Origin of the sequence: Endozoicomonas sp., assembly GCF_051008435.1 — a bacterium.
Classification (GTDB): domain Bacteria; phylum Pseudomonadota; class Gammaproteobacteria; order Pseudomonadales; family Endozoicomonadaceae; genus Endozoicomonas_A.
This window is the reverse complement of record NZ_JBPCXO010000417.1, coordinates 1-22,139: the sequence shown is the minus strand read 5'-3', so window position 1 is coordinate 22,139 and position 22,139 is coordinate 1. Positions and strand designations below refer to the sequence as shown.

17 protein-coding genes are annotated in these 22,139 nt (G+C 49.3%); 3 read left to right on the top strand and 14 right to left on the bottom strand.

What is annotated here, in order from left to right; genetic code table 11:
- Window positions 1-216 precede the first annotated feature (216 nt).
- The 14 genes from ACR2PX_RS21085 to ACR2PX_RS21020 form a co-directional block, all read right to left on the bottom strand.
- A complete protein-coding gene (locus tag ACR2PX_RS21085) occupies window positions 217-1,857 on the bottom strand; it encodes a UvrD-helicase domain-containing protein (RefSeq protein WP_434001329.1) in 1,641 nt (546 codons plus the stop codon).
- Between the two features lie 3 nt (window positions 1,858-1,860).
- Window positions 1,861-3,603 (bottom strand): ATP-dependent nuclease, encoded by a 1,743-nt coding sequence (locus ACR2PX_RS21080; RefSeq protein ID WP_434001328.1) that lies wholly within the window; start codon window positions 3,601-3,603, stop codon window positions 1,861-1,863.
- Window positions 3,604-4,024: 421 nt separating this feature from the next.
- On the bottom strand, window positions 4,025-6,091 hold the full coding sequence (locus ACR2PX_RS21075; RefSeq protein WP_434001327.1) for a hypothetical protein: 2,067 nt from the start codon (window positions 6,089-6,091) through the stop codon (window positions 4,025-4,027).
- A 1-nt stretch (window position 6,092) separates the two neighbouring features.
- Complete coding sequence (gene tssH / locus ACR2PX_RS21070; protein WP_434001326.1) at window positions 6,093-8,717, bottom strand: type VI secretion system ATPase TssH; 2,625 nt, start codon at window positions 8,715-8,717, stop codon at window positions 6,093-6,095.
- Entirely contained in the window at window positions 8,704-9,717 is a 1,014-nt protein-coding gene (locus ACR2PX_RS21065) for a type VI secretion system baseplate subunit TssG (RefSeq protein WP_434001325.1), read from the bottom strand. The genes tssH and ACR2PX_RS21065 overlap by 14 nt, the downstream gene beginning before the upstream one ends.
- Window positions 9,681-11,471 carry a type VI secretion system baseplate subunit TssF gene (gene tssF / locus ACR2PX_RS21060; protein WP_434001324.1) on the bottom strand — a complete coding sequence of 597 codons (1,791 nt, stop codon included), beginning with the start codon at window positions 11,469-11,471 and terminating at the stop codon, window positions 9,681-9,683. Before tssF ends, ACR2PX_RS21065 begins: the two co-directional genes overlap by 37 nt.
- On the bottom strand, window positions 11,464-11,910 hold the full coding sequence (locus ACR2PX_RS21055; RefSeq protein ID WP_434001323.1) for a GPW/gp25 family protein: 447 nt from the start codon (window positions 11,908-11,910) through the stop codon (window positions 11,464-11,466). Before ACR2PX_RS21055 ends, tssF begins: the two co-directional genes overlap by 8 nt.
- Complete coding sequence (locus tag ACR2PX_RS21050; RefSeq protein WP_434001322.1) at window positions 11,907-13,187, bottom strand: type VI secretion system contractile sheath domain-containing protein; 1,281 nt, start codon at window positions 13,185-13,187, stop codon at window positions 11,907-11,909. The genes ACR2PX_RS21055 and ACR2PX_RS21050 overlap by 4 nt, the downstream gene beginning before the upstream one ends.
- Window positions 13,187-14,674, bottom strand: a complete 1,488-nt coding sequence (tssC, locus tag ACR2PX_RS21045) for a type VI secretion system contractile sheath large subunit (RefSeq protein WP_434001336.1) — start codon at window positions 14,672-14,674, stop codon at window positions 13,187-13,189. The genes ACR2PX_RS21050 and tssC overlap by 1 nt, the downstream gene beginning before the upstream one ends.
- Window positions 14,674-15,216 carry a type VI secretion system contractile sheath small subunit gene (gene tssB / locus ACR2PX_RS21040; protein WP_434001321.1) on the bottom strand — a complete coding sequence of 181 codons (543 nt, stop codon included), beginning with the start codon at window positions 15,214-15,216 and terminating at the stop codon, window positions 14,674-14,676. Before tssB ends, tssC begins: the two co-directional genes overlap by 1 nt.
- Window positions 15,217-15,243: 27 nt before the next feature.
- On the bottom strand, window positions 15,244-15,783 hold the full coding sequence (locus ACR2PX_RS21035) for an Hcp family type VI secretion system effector (RefSeq protein ID WP_434001320.1): 540 nt from the start codon (window positions 15,781-15,783) through the stop codon (window positions 15,244-15,246).
- Between the two features lie 115 nt (window positions 15,784-15,898).
- Complete coding sequence (locus ACR2PX_RS21030) at window positions 15,899-17,329, bottom strand: ImpA family type VI secretion system protein (protein WP_434001319.1); 1,431 nt, start codon at window positions 17,327-17,329, stop codon at window positions 15,899-15,901.
- Between the two features lie 415 nt (window positions 17,330-17,744).
- On the bottom strand, window positions 17,745-18,620 hold the full coding sequence (locus ACR2PX_RS21025; RefSeq protein WP_434001318.1) for a GNAT family N-acetyltransferase: 876 nt from the start codon (window positions 18,618-18,620) through the stop codon (window positions 17,745-17,747).
- A 25-nt stretch (window positions 18,621-18,645) separates the two neighbouring features.
- The gene (locus ACR2PX_RS21020; RefSeq protein ID WP_434001317.1) at window positions 18,646-19,575 is read right to left on the bottom strand and encodes a polysaccharide deacetylase family protein; all 930 of its coding nucleotides are present in this window, start codon (window positions 19,573-19,575) and stop codon (window positions 18,646-18,648) included.
- A 328-nt stretch (window positions 19,576-19,903) separates the two neighbouring features.
- Here ACR2PX_RS21020 and rplU point away from each other — a divergent pair, with 328 nt between their 5' ends.
- The 3 genes from rplU to cgtA all read left to right on the top strand — a co-directional run bounded on the left by rplU (window position 19,904) and on the right by cgtA (window position 22,008).
- Entirely contained in the window at window positions 19,904-20,215 is a 312-nt protein-coding gene (gene rplU, locus ACR2PX_RS21015) for a 50S ribosomal protein L21 (RefSeq protein ID WP_434001316.1), read from the top strand.
- 116 nt (window positions 20,216-20,331) lie between these two features.
- Window positions 20,332-20,589, top strand: coding sequence for a 50S ribosomal protein L27 (gene rpmA, locus ACR2PX_RS21010; protein ID WP_034841213.1), 258 nt, complete (start codon window positions 20,332-20,334; stop codon window positions 20,587-20,589).
- 216 nt (window positions 20,590-20,805) lie between these two features.
- Window positions 20,806-22,008 (top strand): Obg family GTPase CgtA, encoded by a 1,203-nt coding sequence (cgtA, locus tag ACR2PX_RS21005; protein ID WP_434001315.1) that lies wholly within the window; start codon window positions 20,806-20,808, stop codon window positions 22,006-22,008.
- Window positions 22,009-22,139 lie beyond the last annotated feature (131 nt).

Below are 22,139 nucleotides of genomic sequence, written 5' to 3'. Positions count from 1 at the left end.
TAATATATTAAGGGCTTTTACCAACCTTTTCTAGTGTTTTTTGTTCTTATCACCATCCAATTCAAAGCCACCATCAAGAACAAAAGCGCGCAATAAGTTCGTCGCTTTAATATTCGCTCTGAAGGCTAGAATGGTTTGACCTTCCAGAGCTTTGGGAATATACGCTACTGACTAAGATCGTGATGAAAATACGATGTTCTCTGATGCTCTGTAAATTCAACTACCTGTGTTCAAATTGCTGTAAAGTCCAGAGAGAGCAGATAACCCTAGAAACTTTGATGGCTCTCCATTCTTAACTTGACCATCACTGTTAAGCCTACTGCCCGATGTGAGCAGAAAACATGCTTTTTTGGCTCTGGTAATGCCTACATAGTGTAGATTTAGCTCTTGATCCCAAGTGGGATATACAGGGAGGGCATTATAATCTGATTGAAACAGCCTGAATGGGAAGGTCCACTCATATAGATCCAAATGAAATACGACATCAAACTCAAGCCCTTTTGACTTGTGGAGAGTCATAACCTGAATTTCATTTGTGTTTACTGGTTTGAACAATTCCAGCTGATCATTGCTGCCTTCTATTTGAGTCAGGGCCTGTATAATAGTTACTGGTATCTGCTCTGAAAGGATGGCATCACAGGCCTCAGCTAAAGCATCAATAAGCAGCTCCGGCAGACAGGTTTTAACCCTTCTTATCGCATGCCTCAGAGAACTTGTTTCTCTTCTGGGCATCTTCAGTCTCAAGTTTCCCGTCAGAATACTCTCTACCGTTATGCAGCCATCAAAGCGAAATTTCAGAAGATCAATACACAGTCTTGCGTGCTGGCCTCCAATGTCAGTCAGTGGACTATCCTTCACAACCCGGTGGGGAACACTCAGACCTTGTGATACCCAGTCAAGGCTCGCATTACCCCTTACGAGTACAGCTACGTCTGAGTTATAGCTAACGCTAAAACGTTCTCTCACCCTAGGCATCCATTCTGATATTTTCCTGGCTAGATCAACCTGATTACCGCTATATGTACCCCTGAAAATCCTGCTATCTTCTGCGGGTTGGAGTTCACACGTTGGGTTATAGAGCCTTCTGGCATAATTTGAAATTGAAGGATGGCAGCGGTGGTTTGTCAGGATTTGAAATGACCGAAACTCCCCGTTGGCCTGAAGCTCTTCAATAAAATCTTTGCTGCCACCTCGAAAACCGTATATCGACTGATCTTCATCGCCAACAGCAACCCCGGTCATCCCTATCGAAACCAGCTTTTTAAACAACTGATGCTGAGGTTCTGAAGAGTCCTGGTATTCATCAATAAAGATAGTGTCATACTTGGCTGTCAGGTACCTTCGACAGGCCAATGAGTTCTCGATGATATGACAGGCGATCAGGCTTGTTGAGCTCGTTAGAATGCGACCACTCTCGTATAGTCGTATGAGCATCGGCTCAACTTCATCATAGCGACTCGTTTCAACGCCCTTTTTCCCAAAATCAGCCAATGCCTCCTTCTCTGGCGGGGCTAGATCTTTAAAGAAAACAGGGTTTAAAACTAGGTCGGCTTGTCCCCAGAGCCTGCTCACGAAAGGCAGTATGATTTCTTTCAGGCAAAAGCTGTCTATAGTCCCGAAAAAACTCTGCTTGGCATCAAAAGCATCCTTCTTACATCTGAACTTGAGTTCTTCACTGGCTTTGACGGTAAAGGTTATGCCGATCACCCCATGGTACGGCCGAAGTTCTGGTAGCTTTCTTCTGATTTTTTCAACAACGACGGTCGTTTTACCACTGCCAGGGCAGGCTGTGATAACCATATTCCCTTCATGCTCTATTGCGGCCTGCTGCTCAGCTGTTGGTATATAATCAGCCATGACTCACGCCCCTGTTACCTGTTCCCAGCAATAAAATAATGGCTTTGCCAGCTCGCCGGCTGCGATGTTACTTAATGCTGTACTATATTCAGTGAGAAACCTTCTCATCCTTACAGCTTTTTGCCCTTGAAGGTACTTGACTGCAGCATCTATATCACCGGGCTTATTTGCGAATTCACAAATCTGGGCTGAAAGCTCCAGAGCAAGATCGTTTTCTAAATCTTTCTTAGCTAGAAAGATTCCTCTAGGATTAACTGCTTTGGATATTTCAAACCAGCAGCCCCTGTCTACTAGAATCTGGGAAGTTAAGCTTGGTTCTTCATAGTACAGATCTTGCCCCTCTGGCGCGTTAACTGAACCAGGAGCAAATACTCCAGCTGCTCTGAGGCATCGATTCATTCCTGCGCAACGCATTCTTCCAGGGTGGTTCTTAACCTTAGAAACATCATTATCAGTCCGCATCGCCCAAGGAATTTCCATGGCGTCAAGTATCTTCGTGTATACCTCGAATTGCACACCATCTACAGACAGAATAGAGATGTTGAGGTAGTCCAAGTCAATACTAAGCTTGTCTGCCAATGTTGTATAAAACAGCATTTCCGAAGGCCCTTCCACGAGCAAAACGGAACTGGAAAAGAAAGCCTCAGCAGGTAAAATACTGATTCTGTAACCCATATCATCCCAAGCACCGCTGATACAGTCTGAACAACCTTCATTGGCAGCTCTTGTGGCACCTGTTGAGTTCAGCAACCTGATGATGGAGTCTGGCTTGTATTTCCCCGTGATCTGAGGGGAATGCGATGTGATGATGGACTGACCCGGCAGCTCATCAGTCAAGTACCTTGCCAGCTTGCGTTGCTGATGTGGATGCAAATGTGCTTCAGGTTCTTCCACACAGTAGAAAACTACTTCACTGTTCAGGTCATGCTCCCGGACACTTTTAGCCTTCCAAAGCGCTAGCAAAATCTGGTTATTCCGCCCATCCCCACCGAGCATAACCTGTGAACCATTGGTGTTAGCTCCAAGCTCCAATTTGTCGATGAACTGATTTACCTGAATAGCTCCAGAGTCCAGATGAACTGTGTAATCGGAATGATGATGGGCAAGGCTTTGCAGCTCTTGGTTAACCTGAGATGTAGCGTTAGCCACATAGTTAAGTTGACTGACTTCACTATTGATATGATTCAGCGAGTGGCCAATACCTGCCAGTCGGTCAACATCCTGAGTTTTTTGTTCCTTTTCCAGGTCTTCCTGAGAAATTTTCAGCAGATGACGTTTTTCCCGTTGGATAAACTTCTGCAAATCCCGCTGAGAGTGGATGTACTTCAGGCTCAGATGTTTGAGGTAAAATCGGCTGCTGACTTCTTCCAGATCATCAAGAGAATAGCCCACATAAAGCGTGTAGCTAAGGTCATTGCGCTGGCCTACATACCGGAAGAAGGTATGATTTTCATCGCTGACATGTCCTTTGAGAACTGACAGCACAGCATCTTTCTGCACATCTGAAAAAGCTATAGTGATCTCGAACGTCTCAGACTGCTGTCCATCTGGAGCAATATGGAAGTCCAGCTCAGTAGGCTCAATATCCAACTCCGACAGGCTTTTATCCAACAACATACGCAGCGCATGCATCAGGTTGGTTTTGCCCACATCGTTGCCACCTATGACTAAAGTATTCTTTGAAAAATTGATCCGGGCATTGTTGAAGTTTCTAAACCCGGACAGTTTGACGTGATCTATTTTCATCTGATCCCTTAGCCTTGGTTAATGCCAGGCCTTTCTAGATATTTTACTTTAGAGCCAATATGACACTGATTGCCCTACACCCAATTTATATGTTTTCTGAACCCACATTTAAGAAAATGAAGGGGCAGATTTTGAGCCTTGGGTTAATACTCAGAGAGGTCTTTCATGCTAGAAATACATCACTAGATAGAGCCAAGGTTGTTGCTCCCCTACTACCGCCCGGAGAGCTTACCTTGGTCGTTTATAGATCAGGTAAAGCGCGGTTCTCGATTGTTCAGGGTAAAAGCTGTAAGGCCTATAGATTACTCAATCTAGCTATGGGTTTTCTAGAGGTCTGACCGAAAAGTGTTGAAGACAAGAAAAGCCGATACTGCTTGTGTGATAGAGTTGCTATGTCCGCTGACATTTTTTATAGAGTACCTCAATAGCTTATCCGCCCCGACTTGTAATCTTTTTTGATGACTTCAAAGGCAATACACTCCCCACTCTGCATGACTTTTTTCTGACCAGCGTAATCTTTTGCAGCCTTCAATAGTGCAGATTTGTCATCGGTAATGACCTGCTCAAACCGATCGCCCTTACTGGTAACGGACTGCAGCACTTCACCACTGGAGAGTTTGATCTCCTCAGTAGCGTACTCGAAATATTTGCTTTGAGAGTTACCGGCAAAACCTTCCACTTTATTGATTTCGTCTACGGACATCACTTCACCATAGCCGTTAAAGCCCGGTGTTCGGGCAACCCTTCTTTGCACAGAGTCCGCTTCATTATCGAGGGTAGCCAGCAGACTGAGCATCCGTGTTCTGCAGTCCATATAGACCTGGTTAAGTTCGGACTTGGACGCCTGTCGGTTCAGGTATTGACTGAACGACACAAAACGTTGAGTCAGGTAAGTACTGGGATAATGTTTCTGCATTTCATAGGAGAGAGCGTGTATAGCGGGAACCGCCAGTGCGTCATATCCGACCAGGGCGATGCCTCTTGGTGAGACAATACCTGAAGCGCTGATGCTGGAACCTATGGCCATGGCGGCTGACGCTTTGGTATCAAATTTGACTTCATCGACAGTGGCTTTGGCTGCGAGTTTTGCGGCTGCACCAAATCCTGCCTGAAAGGACTCTTTGGCCGTCATTGAGAAAATATTGACCCTGCGGCTGGGGTGAATCAGTCGGATGGTCTGTTCACTGGAAACTTCAAAGCCGGCAAAGAATTCTGCCCCCAGATCCATGCCCACGCCCCGGCCATTGATGAAGAAGTTCACGTTGCCACTGCCTTTGGCACCTGCGAAAAGATCCCCGGTTAACTCCACCTCTGCAGCCTGACCCACCGTCACACTGGCATTACCACTCATTTTGACCGCTAGAGTGGCTTCACCTTCCAGATCGACTTTGACACCCCGGATAAGAGTGTCACTTTTGGATACTTCTGTTTTGGCTGAAGCGTCCTGCAGATCATTTTCAGCTTCTACATTGCTGTCAGAACTGAAAAGGCGGGCAGACGCTTTTGCTGTACCACTGGCCGTGGCATCAGCGGTTGCCACCCCGGAAGCATGGGCTTTAACAAGATCAAATTCAGGCCCGAGAATACGGCGTAAATGCTCACCTTTAACCTTGCAGGAGTAGGTCAGCTCGTAGTCTATATCGGCTCTGAGGTGGGCGTCTGCCTCCAGCCCCGCCTCTGCACTGGCGGCCAATTCTGCCAGTCTGGCTTCAGCATTAGCATTGGCATTCAAGCTGGCTGAAGTCTGAAGATTCCCTTTGAGTGTTTGCCTGAGTCCGCCTTTTTCGTATTCTTTGTCAAGCTTGAGCCCCGCAGCAGCAGAACCGCCGTAAGAGGCACTGCCTTCTGCACTGGCTTTGGTTATCCCGTTTTTGAATCCAGTCAACTTTCGGCTGGCCTCGGCTTCGGAACGGACATTACCCTCATACCATTGCGCTTTGGTTTCTTGCCAGTCATACCAGACGCTCCAGTCTGTATCAGACTCTTTTAAATAGGCATCCACAGATCTGTCGGCACTGGCCGCAAGCAACTCGTAACGAAGCCGGGAAACGGCGAGATCACCAATCGTCACAACGGAGCTGTCTTTATCTGCTTTGATGATGTCGAGCAGATCAACTTTGTTGGAAACGACACGGGTGACCAGAGTGTTTTTCACCATGCGTTTGACCCGGGTTTGCTCAGTAGGGGATGGCTGAAAGATTGCGATATGTTCCGGGAAGTTTCTTTTGGCCCCACCGACCAGCAGAGTCCATTTAGGGTGAGACATGATTTTCTGCGGGTTACTGCTTTGCAGTTCTTTTTCCAGTCGGGTGTAAACCGTATCAACCGCCTCCTGCCAGTGCTCAACCCGGGTGGACTTACGATAGCCAAACAGTTTTGTGGCGCCCATCTCTCGGGTCCAGCTGTCAACCAGCTGCTCATATTCAGAATCGTTGATACTCAGTAGAGTTCGATTGGGACCTAGCTTGATTGCTTCGGAAAACCTCATGTCAGCAGGACTCGTTCAGGAAATAACGAAGGTTCTGACCATCCATTGCGATATGAACAGAACGGACCTTTTCATTCACTGCCATCATGGACAGACACTCTGTTGCCAGACTGGGCAGAAGTTTACGATTGATTTGCTGTTCAATGGCTCTGGCACCGGATTCCGGTGTCACATTCCAGGCCACCAGTTGCTTCACAACCTCATCATCCACAGACAGTGTAGCTCCGTATTGTTCTTTGAGGTTGTTGCCAAGGCGCGTCAGAGAAAGACGACAAATCTTTTCCATATCCGGATCTTCCAGTGGAAAGTAGGGCACGACTGTGACTCGCCCAAGAAAAGCGGGTTTGAAAAAGTGCAGAAGTTCATTGTGGACTTGTGGCATAAAGGATTCTGCGGGCTGTTTTTCTAAATCCTGATCTGCAGCCAGATCACAGAGGACACTGTCAGCGGCATTTGTCGTCATGATAATGATGGTGTTTCGAAAATCGATTTCCCTGCCTTCACTGTCTGTAATCCGACCTTTATCGAAAACCTGATAAAAGATATCGTGAACGCCCGGGTGAGCTTTTTCCATTTCATCCAGCAGCAATACCGAGAAAGGACTGCGTCTGATCGCCTCGGTCAATACACCACCCTCGCCATACCCTACATAGCCAGCCGGTGCTCCCAGTAACATGGAGACCTTATGTTCTTCCTTGAATTCAGTCATGTTGATGACCGTGAGATTTTGCTCACCGCCATAGAGTTGATCAGCAATAGCCAGTGCTGTTTCTGTTTTACCTACCCCGGAAGGGCCACACATCAGAAAGACACCAATGGGGCGTCTGGGATCAGACAGACCGGCTCGGCCGGTGCGAATATTCTGGCTGATGGCTGTCACAGCCCGATTTTGACCAATGACTCGTTGATGCAGGTTTTCCTCAAGATCCAGCAGGCGTTGTATGTCGTCTTTCAACACTTTTCCTGCAGGAATTCCGGTCCAGTCGGCGATGACAGTGGCCACACAGTTGGCGTCCACCCTGGCCAGAACCATGGGGTTTTCTCCCTGTACTTCTGCCAGTGATCGGGTCAGCTCACGAATTACTTCGGTTGAAGCAGGCTTGGAGCTTTCTGATGAGTCTGTCTCGCTTTCCGGTTCAGGCTGATCGATGGCCCGTTCCATGTCATAAAGTTTGCAGGCCAGTTCTTTTTCTTTATGCCAGCGTTCATGCAGCTGTACAGAGGTTTCTTGGTTGTCCAATAATGCCTGCTCCAATTCATCAATACGCTCTGACAAGTCGGCACCCAGCCCCTGATCCCGTTTTAATTCGGTCAGTTCAGACTGAAGGAACTGCTGTTGCTCTTCGAGCTTTTGTAATTCTGCCGGGGTAGTGTTTTGTGACAGGCTGACTCTGGAGCAGGCTGTGTCCAGCAAACTGATCGATTTGTCAGGCAATTGTCGTTCAGGGAGGTAGCGGACAGAAAGTTTCACGGCATCCGATACGGCTTCGTCATGAACCCTGACGCCGTGATGCTGCTCAAGAACCCGGGCAACCTGACGTGTCATCTGGGTGGCGGTTCGTTCATCTGGCTCAGCAATTTTTACAGGCTGAAACCTTCGGGTCAGGGCGGCATCTTTCTCAAAGAACTTTTTATACTCAGCCCAGGTGGTGGCTGCAATGGTTCTGAATTCACCCCGGGCAAGAGCTGGCTTCAACAGGTTGGCAGCGTCATTCTGTCCAGCGGTACCGCCTGCTCCAATCAAGGTGTGAGCTTCGTCAATAAAAACAATAACGGGGTGGGGGGACTGCTTTACTTCCGTGATGACGTCCTTGAGGCGGCTTTCAAACTCCCCCTTGATACTGGCACCCGCCTGCAGAAGACCCAGGTCCAGATTTCTGATTTCAATGCCTTTGAGCTGTTCAGGTACTTTGCCTTCAACCACCTGCTGTGCAAATCCTTCAACCACGGCTGTCTTGCCCACTCCGGGGTCTCCAACCAGAATGGGATTGTTCTGTCGTCGGCGACAGAGAATATCGAGTATTTGTCGTATTTCCTGGTCCCTGCCAACAATCTCAGCAGGATTCTTGCGAGCATCTTCCGTCATGCTGCTGGTGTACTGATCGAGGGCTGCTGTTCCCGCTTTCTGTTCAGCTTTGTGGGGTCTTTTTTCAGGGTGTTCAGATGTTTCACTGGCAGCCAGCGATTTCAGACTTTCCTTTGAAACCTTCTGAAGCTCTTCTCCCGGCTGTGCATGACTCAGTCCCAGACTGTCTCTATCCATAAGAGCAAGCATCAGGTGTGATGGCAGAATAAGGGCTTCATTAAAATTGACCGACGACAGCAACCAGGCGTCCTGGATCAGCGTGACAGTCTCGGCTGACAGGTTGGGGGTATCAACCTCGGCGCTTCCCTGAGATATCATTCGGGTTTCAATGTCTTCAATGATGCGCTCGGGAGAGATGCCAAACGTCCTGATGAGCGTTTGCATGGACTCGCCCGGGAACTGGAACAGCGGAAGCAGCCAGTGATCGATTTCTATCGATCGGTGCTTTTTTCTGACACACAGGGCGGCGGCTTCCTCAAGGCCCTGTCTGAGTTCGCTACTGAGCAGGCTGATCAGTTTTTTCAGGTCAAGCTGTTTCATTGGGGCAGACCTCTGGCAGAGCGACGACAACGTACTGGTCGGGATGAAGTTCCGGGCAAAGGCAGCTGTATCGATTCAGTCTGACAGTGGCCAGAGAGGGATGTGATGAAATACGGGGAGCCTGAAGTAATCGTCTTGGGCAGCGAACCGTCAGACAGACCGATCGGCTGCCGCCAAAGTATCGGGCTGATAGTTCATGCATGGCAGGAATCAGTGTGTGGTCGCCATAGACTGCCTGAAACTCTTCCGGATTGTTGATTTCGATTTCCAGCCTGGCCTTAACTCTGGGAAGAAAACAATACTGACCCAGAGGTGCTGCCTTACCCAGGCATATTAAATGCTGTTCTTCTTCAGAGGGCGATGTTCTCAAACGAGTCAGGCAGTCGGACGACAGTTTTTGTCTTTCAAGTTTGGGACGATGGGCTGTGACCTTGATGGAAAAATAATCACTTAGAATGGCAGCAAACTTCTTCATGTCTTTCGCGGTTCTGCCAAGCGTTGCATTGTATCGAATCAGGCAGCTTCCTTCCGTATTCTGCAGATTAAGCAGCTCCGGGGTTCCTGATATTGCCAGTAGTGTATTAACCAGTGTGTGCCCTGTGATTTGTCGCTGTTCATACCTCAGCCCCAGGTTGGAGCGTGTTTTGACATCCGCCGCCATGGTTAATGTTCTGTGGTTCAGCAGAGAGAAAAAGCTGTAGATATCGGTTTTATCGAGGTTGGTTCGTTGATGCTGTTCGATGTCTTGAAGGTAATAGGGTATGACGCTGTAAAAGCCAAACAGGGACGGCAGATAACTGTCCAGGCGCCATCCCTCTTTTGTCTGGACGATCTGTGCCAGCTCACGACCTGGAAACTGGTACGAAGGGGGCGCCAGACTAAAGCAGGGTTGCCCGGTGAGTGAAAGCACCCTGATTGCCTGAGTGTATTGCCAGCGTTCAGGGGTTTGGGTCAGGCTCTGCTTCAGCGACTGATCTGAAAGCCATGATGGCGTGTACATCGATAATACTCTCCGGTCTGGCCTTCAAACTTTACAACCAGTTGCAGAAAAGTCTGGTCGCCCGACATGGCGTTGGCCAGATAATCCAGAAAATTAACGAACATCATGATGGAGACATTGGTCAGCTTTGACTGATCCAGGACAAACGTGACTTCAAGGCCGGAAGAAAAGCAGGGGCGCCCTTCAATCAGAAGGCTGGAAACGGTGGGCTTGGCAGCCAGTGTGGTAATGGATTCCAGCCAGGTGTTACTGATCGGGTTTTGCCTCAGGTTATACAGTGTGAACAAGCTTCTCAGGGGTCTTTTGAGCTGGGCATAATTTAAAATGGATTCAAAATTTCTGCTTAAGTGAGTCAACAGATTCAGGCGGTCCCTGATGTTGAAACTGCGTCTGACAGGGGCCGTGGGACGAGTCAGAATTTTAACCGGATTGGGCAGACTGAAATTATCCAGGCATTCAATATCCGGGTTATTGGGCAGCTTCAGTGGTTGATCACCATTGCTGCACAGCAGCAGAGGGGAGAGAACCATGGTTTCATTCTTTTCCAGCTTCAACTGGGGCGCAATAATCGTCAACCGACCGGTTTCTTCGTACTCCTGATCTCTGGGGGTGTAAAGCCAGAAACGTTCACAGTGAGGCTCATTATGGTGTAGCCCGTACAAAGGAGGGAGCACTTTTGGAGTATCCTCCGTAATGTCCAGCACCCTTTTAACCGACTGAATTTCAATGGTATTGCTGCTTTGGCTGTCCGGCACCAGGGGATAGTCCAGCTGTGTATGATCCACCACTACCGGTTCTGCGACTTGTTCAAAGAGGTTGATGACCGGTGCGCAGCCCAGCAGCAGCCTGACATACTTCATCATCTGGTCAGCAGAGTCAGAAATGTCTTTCAGAAAGATCAGCAGATGCAGAGAGTTGCCGTCGAACTGTTGGAAAGCACTGCCCGGATTGGTTATTCGAAAACCATTGAAAAACTCGGGCCAGCACAGAAATTCCATAATGATCTGGAAATCGACATAGCTGGTATTATCTCTAGTCAGCATCCGGTCATTCTGATCGAAGCCAATTGGGATGATGCTGCTCAGGGGAAGCTCGCAGGACTGACCCTGATCATCAACCAGTTGGATGCCGCAGCGGTGGCGGGCAATACAGTCATAGATTTTTGCATGATCTTTGAGAATGCCCTGCAAGTGAACGTTAAGGCTGTCAAATGTTGGCAACGTGTTGAATGTACGAGAAGGGTCCAACATTTGAAGATCCAGCTTCAGCACGGCAGAAGCTTCTTTCGGTATTTTTTTCAGAGGCAGGGAAAAGGGCGGGAACAGAAGACTGTTGGCCGTTATATCAAAAGGACAGAGCTGCAATTCAGCGGTTGTTCTGAACTGACAGAAAGTTTCGTCACTGTTCATCATTCTAAAGCGTGTACCGTAGGGCAATGACATAACTTCAGCTATGGATTCAGAAGGCCTTATACGGATCATACTGGCTGATGGCAGGGGCTGTAGAGCCAACGGGAAAATGACTTGCAGGAGATTATTGGATATCTGAGTCGACTCTTCTGACAGCTGTCTTGCCAGACGCGCATTACACAAAGCGAAAGAATCGATCAGTCGCAGCATGTGTGGATCATCTACCCCCTCATTGCGAATGCCCAGCCGTTTGGCCAGAAAGGGGTGCTCGCGGCTCAGGCGATAAACCTGGCTGCGGAGAAAGTCCAGTTCGCGTTCATACCAGGGCAGAATCGACTCAGTCAAAGGGATCCTCCTTGAAGGACAGGCTGTGTGAGGTCAGATTGATGGCTGATTGAAACGTCATCGTTCCGGTTTCAATGCCGTCTTTGTGCTCTAGAGTGAAAACACCTTCAATCCTGAAGTGAAGGCAGTTGTCTTCCTGGCTTTTTGACAACAGTTCAATGGCGACGTCTTTCAGCCTTGGTTCGTACCTGAGAATGAGGTCGCCAAGGGATCTGGCCAGCCGGTTTCCATGAAAAAGACTATGACTCATATTCCAGACATCCAGTCCGTGATCGAAATTGGATGCGGCTGTTTCGGGGTATTCGTCAGGAATGATGAACAGGCTCTTACGTGTTTCCAGTAGAATTTTGATATTCCTGCTGATGGCGTCCCGCAGATCATTAATATCGTCTCCTGAAGGTTCTTCCAGAAGCAGATTGGCAAGCAGATCCAGACTCATAAGATGATGTCCACCAGTTCACTGGCGTCCGTTTTGAGCACGATATCGGTTCGGATAAAGTCAAATTGATACTGGGGCTGGATATAAACGACACAGCTGTAAATTCCCAGATTTCTGTCACCGGTAATTTCGGCCTTGGAGTGCCTGAGAGGGTATCGGGCCAGAATCTGGTCGTTACCCTGGTCAACATTGGAGGTATATTCCTGGAGCCACGCGTTGAGCTGTCGTTCACAGGCTTCAGCACTGTCATAGCTGCCAATATGCTCCCTGATGAGAACCTTCAGGTAGTGTCCAAAGCGACAACCGATTAATGTCGTTTGAATCATACTGGTAATTTTCTGGTCATCCCTGTTGTTGGCAGGTTTGAAGATGGAACGGTTATTGAAAAAAGCCAGCTCTTGCCCGAGATAACAGGTTTCCATGGGGATAAAGCCTTTTTCACTGAAGAATTCTCCCAGTTGGTCGGTCAGTTTGATTCTTGCTACCAATTTGTTTTGGGGGTCGTTTATCACCGCTCCACCATCGCAGGCGACTCTCAGAAAACCAAACCAGTGAATGCGATTGAACTCACTGACAATATTGCCAGCCAGGGCGAAGGCACTGCTGCCCCATAAATGATGGCTGGTTGGATCTTCGGTAGGGATTTCGTCAAAACAAATACCCTGATAACAATGCTTCCATGGTTCGCGTGCTAAGAACTGGGGCAGTGTCAGGCCAAGAAAGCGACTGGAAGGCAGGTTTCGCAAACGTCTCCAGTCGTTAAAGTCATCACTGTCCAGAATGTGGGAAACTCGTTGAGGATTGCTCCAGACGTCCTGGTCCCGGGTCAACAGAAAGTCGGGAGAAAGAGCCAGAATGACCGGACACAGGGACGACTGCCCCAGTTCGGAGAGTAATTGCAGTGTATAAATTTCATCATGGTCTGATGTGTCGCTGGACGAAAGAGAGACATAATGATCCACGACCAGCAAGCCATAGGGGTGACCCCCAAGTGTATTCAGCTCCTGCTGATTGATCAGACGGTACAGCTGAGATGTCTGGAAACTGCTGCTCAGATTCAGATCATCCGAAAGCTCTGCCCAGCTCATATCCAGAATGCGGATTTTGGTGGCCGGTGATGGTTGACTGCAAGCCATTAAATGCAGCAATCCTTGCCACAGGGATTCAAGCTCCTTGAAGCGAGGGTGTTGTATGATCAGACTCAGCTGCAGCTGGATCATTTCATCAATGGCTGCGACCAGCTTCTGAATCAGAGCTTCGCTGTAAAGATCGTTCATCAGCCAGGAATATCTGCAACCATTCTCAGTGATGTAGTCAGTTCTTCCATCTGCAGCCAGGGTCTCAACCAGGCCACTGCTGAGTAACAACCGGGTCTGCCCGCCTGTTCCTGGACCATCACCTTGGCCTCCCGCAAAGGCGTTTTGGCTCTTGCTTCATTACCCACAGCGTTGGGGTTGGTGTAGAGGCTGATCCAGCTGGTCAGATCCTTTTCAACATCCACCGGATCCATGGCAGAACCGATTTTATCCCTGCCCATCACTTTGAGATAGTGAGCAATACGAGAGCTGGCCATGATATAGGGAAGACGCGCCGAAATAGCGGCGTTGGCTGTGGCTTCGGGATCCACATACTCTTTCGGGCGCTGCATGGTTTGAGCCCCCATAAATACACCGAAGTTTGAGTTTTTATAGTGGACCAGAGGCAGGTAACCCAGATCTGACAATTCCTTTTCCCGTTCATCGGTCAGATTCACTTCGGTGGGACATTGCTGAATCAGGTCGCCTGCTGCGGACTTATAGGTGTAAGAAGGGAGATTTTCGACTTTGCCTCCGTTCTCCAGCCCCCTGATGGCAGTACACCAGCCAAAGGCAGTAAAGGCGTTATGCATCAACAACCCCATGTCGTATGCAGCATTGCTCCAGGTAAAGCTGTCAGTGCCTTTTTGAGGGCGCCTCTGACCATCTGCAGACAGTTCAAATTCTTCAAAATCAAAAGCTTTGACTGGACTGGAGGCTTGACCATAGGGCTGGCGTGACAGGGTTCTTGGCATGGTCAGGGCAACATATCGGGCATCATCGCTATCCCTGAAAGCATTCCAGCTGGCATAGGCGGGTGAAGAAAATCCCGGAGCCACCGGTTTGCCTTCGTTCAGCGTTTGAAAGTCGTCAATGCCCAGAGAGGTAGGGGCCGCTGCAGCCACGAAGGGAGTGTGAGACGCTGCCGCTACCTCACCGATGTATCGAAGCAGGGCCATATCTTCGTCGCTATGGCTGAAAGAGTAATCTCCCAGCAGTACGCCATAAGGTTCCCCCCCTGCAGTACCAAACTCGTGCTGATAGATCATATTGAAAAGGCGGCTTCTGTCCACTGCAGGAGCGTCTTCAAACTGATCCATTAACTCATCCTTGTTAATATCCAGCATCTTGATTTTTAGCAGTGGTCCCAACTCGCTGTTACGCACCAGCTTGTTAAGTCCCCGCCAGGATCCTTCCAGCTTCTGGAACTTTTCATCGTGCAGGATCTCGGCCAGCTGGGCAGACAACGTCTGATCAAGGGATTTCACTGCCTTGTCGATGGTGCTGGTAAGGTTTTTGCTCCAGGTCACTGTGCCTGACATAGCCTGTTCTGTCAGCGTACCAAGGAGCTCTTTGGTGGTGTCAGGCGTGACCTGATGTGTGGCTTCGATGGCACGATCCAGAATGCTGAGGGTTTCTTCCGTCTGTTCGGTTTCCTGAGCGGATTCACTTTTTGCTTCAGTATTCATCATGAACCCTCCCCGGATTCAGGCTTGTCTCCGTCCTGGGGCTGTTCGGGTTTAATACCCAGTTCATCGGATAAGCCTGCCAGGGCATCGGTGCTTTGCAAAACCTCTTTCAACAGTTTCTCCAGGTCTCTGGAGCGGTCTGCCTGGGCCAGTAATTCCCTGAGCTGATTTCTGACTTTCAGGAGTTTCTGCAGGGGTTCAATCTGTTCTACCAAGTTGGCGGGATCGAAATCCCTGATTGACTGGAACTTCAGGTCGACAGCAAATTCGGTATTGTCATCACTCAGTCGGTTATCCACTTTCAGCTTTAACTGCGGATCAATGGTGGTCATGACCGTGTCAAAGTTGTCCTTGTTGATGTCGACAAACTTGCGAAAATCAACGTTCTCTTTTTCTTCCTCTGGCTTGTCCCCGGAAAACTCTCCAATTACCCCGGTAACAAAAGGCAGTTCCCGTTTTTCCAGAGAGCCATTGGTTTCCACGTCATAGGTAATGCTTACCCGATTCTTGCTGACTCGTTTGTGCTGCGTATTCAAGGCCATAAGTCATTAACCTTTCAATGAGAGGGGTTACCCTTTATTGGAGTGAGATTCGGCTTTACCAGTTGGCAGGTCGTATGTGACATCACCACCGGGTTCAAGTTTGCCGCCTTCACCTTCATTCCAGTGTTTGACCTTGACCTTGCTGTAGGCAATGGCGAGACTCTCGAAGGGGGTTGCCCCATCGGAGGCACTGAGGCTGTAATTCACAATTCTGCCGTGGGTGAGCTGCAGCTGAAGATACACCTGTGCGCCCTGACCTGAGCGGTCTGGTTTGGTGACAATAATATCGATCGTGTCGCCTTCATCGCCGGGTACATAAAGGTGGGACAGAATGTTTTCAGAGGAGCCATCGAGCTCTTTGCTGACAGTGATCTCGTTCATGGCGATCATGCCTGAATCCCGGTTCATGCCGTTACCAATGTCCATTGTTACGGCCCGGGTGGCTCCCCAGCTGAATGAGCGAATGGCAAACCAGCCTTTACCTCCGACATTGTCACCCCCGGAATACTCGGCGGTTGCATCACCTTTGCTCTGGGCTTCGCCCAGCTTCATGTACATATTGGCCATATCCAAAAACCTCTGACTACTCGCGTTATCACTAAAAACGTGTCGCTTAACAGGGTTGCCTCAGGTCCTGATATTTCCAGGTGCCAGTCGGCCGGATTGTCTGAATATCTGTGGTTCAGCTCAGATCATTCAGGTTACTGATGTCCAGACCTGCAATGTTGACGGGTGAGGTGCTGGTATTCTGGCTATCAGTTGAGTCCACGGTTTTGTCAGACTCCACTCTGTTTTCATTGCTGATGACGGGTTCCTGCAGGCTCTCCTGAGGTGCCTCCTGAGGTGCCTCCCGGGGTGCCTCCCGGGGTGCCTCCGGAGGTGGAATATCCGGTTGGGTCGTTACTGATGCCGGTGCTTTGAAATGCTCCGGTGCAGGTATACCGGGGATCAAGGCTTTCTCTATCTGGTTCATTCCAGTCAGCTCGGTAATTCGGCTCAGAAACTGGTCATTACCCTGAAGGAGTTCGTTCATCAGCTGTGGTAGGGGGGTATAGCCCCAGCGAATGGCTTTTTCCAGAATGTACGACACAGGGCTTTGGGGTTCGGTTTGTTGAAAAAAATCAGCCAGCATTCTGAGCTGATGAAAAGCCTGATCCCGGTTAAAGCCTTTTTCATTGAACTGAAATATAGATGTCGTTTGCTCAGCTGGCTTCGCAGATGTGGGATTCTCAACTTCTGGTTCATCACCCGTGCTGCTGATGGTTGGAAGAGCATGCGCATGAGGGGCTTCTGACTGTATGGAAGGCCAAGGAGTAATGGTATCGCCAACCAAATCTTTAAGAGCTGAGAGGTTGTTGTCCAACTGTTTTCTGAGGTATTCACTGCCGGGAGCAGGGATGGAGTAGGGTTTAAGAAGTGTCTCCAGAGTCTTGTCCAGCTCATCCAGTGTTTTAGACACTTGAAGAATGTCTTTTATTTTCTCAACAACAGAAGTTCTTTCACTGCTTAGTGCAGAAACCGCCATTTCTCTTAGCTCAGGAAGGCTGGACCGCTCTCTCTGATATCTGGAGAAATCGATGTCGCCAACCAGGGGTAACATACACAGCGGTGGAATCAGTGGGCAGGTGGTGTCTGATTCCCCCAGTAACCTTTGCAGGATCTTGTGATGATGCTCTGCACGTTCATTTTCCGGATTTTCAGTTTGTAACTTGTTGTCTGGAAGCCAGGGTTGGATCTGAGGCCAAAAGGCTTTCAGGGACTGGTCGACCAGCTTCAGGGTCGTATTCAGCCTGGCATAAGGTGTGCTGCTAAACATCTGGGCAATAGCCAGCCAGGACATGCATTCCAGGTCCCGGGAGTGATTTTTCAGGCAGTCCAGCAGCAGTTCTTCGAGCGCCTGCCAGTTTTCGCTGTTGATCAACTTCAGGTCATCCAGCTCCTGAGGGTCAGGATTCATGGACAGCTTATGAAAGCTGGTCTGGGCAATGTTGTAAGCATTGCGAAGCGAGCGATAGAGTGCCTTATTGCCTTTGAGATACTCGCCGGCGGGAGCCTCTTCCGACAATGGAGTGAGGTAGGCATCAAAATGCTCTTCAGACAGTGGGCCTTGCATTGTTCAGTCTGGACTTCTTCAGAGTGGCTAATGGGCTTTACCAGGGTGGATGGGGTTTCCCGCCCTGAGCGATAAGCAGCTGAACCTATCGCTTGTTGGCTCGAACAAAAAGGTTAGTTCTCGCATGCAAATTTGGCCAGTATCAGACAAGCTTAGACTGAGGCGAGATGGCCGGCAGGTGAGTAAAAGACTTTGTCTGGATACTGTTTAGATTTATAGCGTCGTATGCTGAAAAAGTGCTAGCAAGAAGCCGACGAGCGAATGACGTTTATTTTCGTCCATGCCAGAAAGCAGACATGACCGATCTTTCACAGTTCTCACCCAGATCAAATCGGCTCTATGAGTTTTCCGGGTGAATAAACAGTAATGATCCTATAAATGTTATCGGGCAGATAAAAGTCTTTGGAGCTCAATACTACCCGGCTTCCAGTGATGTCTGACCAAAGATTCTGGAGTAGTCCAGGTCCGGTTCGTAGCCGTTGTACATTCTTATGGTTTCAAAGTCGGTTTTTTGTCCCCCCAGAGATTCAAAAAGTTGCAAGCCCTTTTCATTAGGCTCTGGTATATCGCAATACGCCGAAGCGCCTCTGGTTTCTGCCAGTAATGCCTGGAGTATGTCTCTGGCAATGTCAGGAGTATCAGCAAACAATGGGCCTATCTTGTAGCCTTCTATGCAAGGTCGCATGACGCCGTAACCCTGTACGGTATTATCATCCATCGAACAGTAACCTATCGCATCTTTCTGGGTGAGCCATGCTTTCAGGTAGGCCTTGCGGCGACAGGGGAAAAGGCCCTGTTGTTCGTAATCCAGCAACTCTATCAGAGTAATGTCCTTAAGAGCCGTAAGGTTCCCGCCAGGGTGAGCTTGTAGAGTCTGAAAGCAGAAACGGGGTGTTTTGTGGGCCATGCGAAAACCGGTTCTTCTATAAGTCGGGCACTCGTCGATTACCCCATCCAGAGCAATGTTTCTCTGGCCAGCAAGATGCAGGCGATGACGAGTCATTTCAAACCCCAGCCCCTGTTCCCTGAAATCCGGATGAACAATATACAGTCCAAAGTAAGCAAAGAGGTGACTGTGGTTGAATACAGCCGATACTCCAACCAGTTTGTTGTCCTGTTTGATACCCAGCAGCGCTCCATGTCCATGAGCGGCTTTATAGAGTGTTGAGGCGTCCTGCAGGCCGGGATTCCAGCCTTCCTGCCTGGCCCAGTCAAACATGATCCGGGTTTCTTCTTGATTCAAGGTAATGATTTCAAGACGGTGTTTCATAGGCACTTGGCGCTCGATCACTCAATCAGATGCAGAAAGAATAGTGTTAGCCGGCCGTTTCTGCCCGTTGGAGATTGACTGGGCACTGTCTTAGCCATTGCAGCGCAAGCTCTTCTCTCGTAATGAACCTGGCTTTGGAGTGTGCCAGGGCGTATTCGATAAACAGACGAATGGCCTCGCTGCGGCCGGGGTGTCCCGAGATTCTGCTATGCAGCCCTACCGACATGATTCGAGATAAACCACTCTCCTCATGATAAAGGCTGTCAAAGGTGGCTTTGAGGTGATCAAGGAAATGGACGGGTGAGCTCCAGCCCGGGCTGGTCCCATAAAGGCAATCATTGTTTATCAGGGTATAAGGAATCACCAGATGTTTGTTTTCTTTGACAGAAAGCCACCAGGGGTAATCGCCGGAATAGTCATCACTGTCATAGAGAAGCCCTGCTTCTATTACTAATCTCCGTGTGTTGATACTTTTACGTCCCGTGTACCAGCCTGAGGCTTTCTTGCCTGTCAGTGTCTCAATACTTTGCAGGCATCGGCTCATATCAACAGCCTCATCTTCTGTTCTGAAGGCCCGGTAATCGATCCAGCGATAACCGTGGCCAGCTACTTCATGGGGGCTTTCTCCCAGCGCTTTCGCAAAAGCAGGGTTTCGTTCCAGAGCCTGGCCACAAGCAAAAACAGTAATAGGTACATTGAAGGTCTGGAATATCCTCAGCAGTCGCCAGCAACCTGAACGGGAGCCGTAATTGAAGAGGCTCTCACTGGAATAATGACGTTCACCGGTCAGGGAAGGTAGGGCCGTAAAGCCAGACAGGTAGTTTTCAGACGCCGGATCACCGTCCAGAATGTTTCTTTCACTGCCTTCTTCGTAATTTAGTACCAGATTAATTAACAGCTGGCTGCCATCGGGCCACAAGAACCGCGAGGGCCTGTCGGATATCCCGTTGAGGTTTCTCGGATAATAGTCATTCATAACCGTATCTTTAGTGAGTTAACGCAATGGGGCAGAGCATAGTAAAAACGGGCTTGCCAGAAGGGTTGCAATTCCTTAATATTTGCGCCCCTGTCTAACAATCTGGCTGAGAATCCGGGCGGCGGTCCATTTTGTCATGTTTTTGGGCTCTGACTCAGAGTTTGACCAAAAGCTTATGCGGCGCAGCCCATCTGGAAGTGATGATCAGATAGACGTAGATAGTATTGAAAATTCCGGTCTGAGTACCTTGGTTCCATTCTTTTGAATAAACCTCGATCTCGCCGGATGCCTTTGACAAAAAGGCTATTTAGGATTTTCGGAGATTAATATGTACGCAGTTATCAAAACTGGCGGCAAGCAGTACCGTGTTGCTGAAGGCACAACCCTCAAGGTTGAAAAACTGGACGTAGCTGCAGGTGAGAACCTGGACATTAGCGACGTTCTGCTGGTAGCTAACGGTGAAGACGTTAAAATTGGCGCTCCTGTTGTTGAAGGTGCCAAAGTTACTGCTGAAGTTGTAGCTCATGGTCGTGGTCCAAAGATCAAGATCATCAAGTTCAAGCGCCGTAAGCACCACCGTAAGCAGATGGGCCATCGTCAGTGGTTCACTGAGCTGAAAATTACCAGCATCGCTGGTTAATTATTAGTCCTTTTTAAAAGGCATAGCTGATGGACTGGAAACGGTCCGTTGAATACTTCTAAGGTCTGCATCTGGTGTGGTAGCCGGCTGTCAGACTGAGCTAAAAGGAGAGCAGCATGGCTCACAAAAAAGCTGGTGGTTCTACTCGTAACGGTCGCGATTCAGAAAGTAAACGCCTTGGCGTTAAGCGTTTCGGCGGTCAGGTAGTAAACGCAGGTAACATCCTGGTTCGTCAGCGTGGCACTAAGTTCCACGCTGGTGAAAACGTTGGTATTGGCAAGGATCATACCCTGTTCGCCAAGGCTAACGGCAAGGTTGTTTTTGAGGTTAAAGGTCCTCAGAAGCGCAAGTACGTTCGCATCGAAGCTGCGTAACAGTACTTCAGGTGTCAGCCCCTTACTGGGGGTGGCACCATGGGAAAGCCCCGCTTTTTGGCGGGGCTTTCTTGTATATGCGTAAAGTGATTTGAGTGGTGTAGACTCCTGAGGTTGAGTGTCTGGAGATAAGTACTTTCATTCGCTGCAGGCATTGAAATAAGTATTTATCTGCAGGCATTGGCCGTTTGGAGCCATTGCTGCGGGAGGTTTTGAATGAAGTTTGTCGATGAAGCCACCATCAAGGTTCAGGCTGGCAAGGGTGGCAATGGCTGCCTGAGTTTCAGGCGTGAAAAGTACGTTGCCAAAGGTGGTCCTGACGGTGGCGATGGTGGTGACGGTGGCAGCATTTATGTGGTTGCCGAGAACGACTTGAATACGCTGGTGGATTATCGCTATCAGCGTAACTATCAGGCTGAGAGTGGTGAGTCGGGTCGTGGCCGTAACTGCTCCGGTGCCAAGGGACAGGATCTGGAATTGCCTGTACCCGTTGGTACAACAGTGGTGGATGACGAAACCGAAGAGGTGATTGGTGATCTGACTCATGTGGGTCAGAAATTGCTGGTGGCTCACGGTGGTTGGCACGGTCTGGGTAATACCCGATTTAAATCCAGTGTGAATCGCGCGCCCAGGCAGACCACTAAAGGCTCTCTGGGTGAAGAACGAGCGCTCAGACTGGAGCTTAAGGTGATTGCAGACGTAGGTCTGCTGGGTATGCCTAATGCGGGCAAATCCACCTTTATCCGCTCTGTGTCCCACGCCAAACCAAAAGTAGCTGATTATCCCTTCACTACCCTGGTGCCTAATCTGGGTGTAGTGAGTGTGGAGAAGCATCGCAGCTTTGTTATTGCTGATATTCCAGGTCTGATTGAAGGGGCTGCCGAGGGTGCAGGTTTGGGGATTCGCTTCCTGAAACACCTCTCTCGCTGTCGTGTACTCCTTCATTTGGTCGATGTGGCGCCGTTTGATGAGAGCGATCCTGTACAGGTGGCAAATGCGATTGTGGATGAGCTGAAGAGTTTCAGCCCGGCTTTGGCCGAGCGCGAGCGCTGGCTGGTTTTGAACAAGCTCGACTTGTTGCCGGAGGATCAGCAGAAAGAAGTCTGTGACCGGGTTGTCTCCGAATTAGAGTGGGAAGGTCCTGTTTATCAGGTCTCTGCCATTTCCTCGCAGGGTACGGAGAAGCTGGCTCAGGATCTGATGACCTATATCGAGGAGCGTAATCTTCAAGAGAGCGAAGATGCTGAAATGGCGGCTCAGGAAACCGAAGTTCGTCAGAAGCTTGAAGAAGAAGCTCGTGGCCGCATGCGTGAACTGGCAGAAGAGAGAAAGCAGTATCGTCTGGCCAAGAAAGCTGAAAAAGCGGCTAAGGATGATGACGACGACGATGATGATGTTGAGGTGTTTTACGCCCCCTGATCTTGTTGAAGAACAGCCATGAGCGAAGAACAGCCATGAGCGAAGAACAGCCATGAGCGAAGAACAGCCATGAGCGAAGAACAGCCATGAGCGAAGAACAGCCATGAGCGAAGAACAGCCATGAGCGAAGA